This window comes from Amycolatopsis sp. NPDC001319, from assembly GCF_042896185.1.
Taxonomy (GTDB): Bacteria; Actinomycetota; Actinomycetes; order Mycobacteriales; family Pseudonocardiaceae; genus Amycolatopsis.
In genome coordinates this window covers 1-1,081 of record NZ_JBIAWY010000038.1, presented here as the reverse complement: position 1 = coordinate 1,081, position 1,081 = coordinate 1, and the positions used below count along the sequence as shown (strand labels likewise).

General features: G+C 66.0%; 1 protein-coding gene. It reads right to left on the bottom strand.

Going from position 1 to position 1,081, the window contains the following annotated elements; translation table 11 throughout:
* Positions 1 to 12: 12 nt before the first annotated feature.
* Entirely contained in the window at positions 13 to 978 is a 966-nt protein-coding gene (locus ACFY1H_RS49560) for an IS481 family transposase (protein WP_386956789.1), read from the bottom strand.
* Between the last annotated feature and the right edge of the window lie 103 nt (positions 979 to 1,081).

Below are 1,081 nucleotides of genomic sequence, written 5' to 3'. Positions count from 1 at the left end.
TGTATTCGGCCGTCAGGTTGGTGGCAGTCGACTGGTGGGTGGATGCCCGCCGAGTGCGCTGTGGCGGCGTTGAGTGTTGTAGTGCTGGAGCCAGGGTGCAAGGGCTGCGGTGCGGTCGGTGTTGCTGGTGAAGGCCTGGCGGTAGGCCCATTCGGTTTGCAGGGTCCGGTTGAGGCGTTCGACTTTGCCGTTCTGCCAGGGGCAGTGCGGTTTGATGAACTTTTGCCGGATGCCGTGGCGGGCGCAGATCTCGCGTAGGGACCAGCGGTAGGCCCAGGCGTTATCGGTCATCAGCCGCTCGATGCGGGTGATGCCGTGGTCGGCGAAGTAGGTGATCGCCCGGGCGAGGAAGCCGGCGCAGGTCGGGCCTTTCTCGTCCGCGAGGATTTCGGAGTAAGCCAGCCGGGAGTGGTCATCGACCAGGGAGTGGACGTAGTCGTATCCGATCTTGGTGCTGCGGTCGCGGGTGGCTTCCCGCTGGGCCCGGCCGTGGGCTCGCCAGCCGCCGCCGTCGGGGATGCGGCCGATCTTCTTGATGTCCATGTGGACCAGTTCGCCGGGCCGGTCGCGTTCGTAGCGCACGGCTGTGGTCTTGCTGGCCCGGATCACCAGTCCGGTGATCGGGTCCAATGCGGCCAGCCGCGGGATCTGGTGGCGGGCCAGCACCCGTGACACCGTCCGTGTCGGGACACCGAGTTCGTGGCCTAGCCAGGCCGGGCCGCGGCGTTCACGCTGCCGCAAGGTGATGATCTGCTGTTCGACCTCGCTGGAGGTTTGCCGGGGAGAGGTGTGTGGGCGTGAGGATCGGTCCCGCAGCCCGGGTTCGCCTTCGGTGGCGTAACGCTCCAGCCAGGTCTTCACGCATTTACGGGAGATACCCATCGCGGCGGCGATGTGGGCTTGGGGCCAGCCCGCGTGGTGACGCTGGACGATCAGCAACCTGCCCAGGAACGTGGTCCGGGCGTTACGGTGAGACACGAGAGCCTCCGGTTGACGTGGGTCCTAGACAAGCCACACCTCAACCGGAGGTTCTCCCCACGTCAACCAGAACCTTCCGCTACCAACGTCCTGGCCAAATACA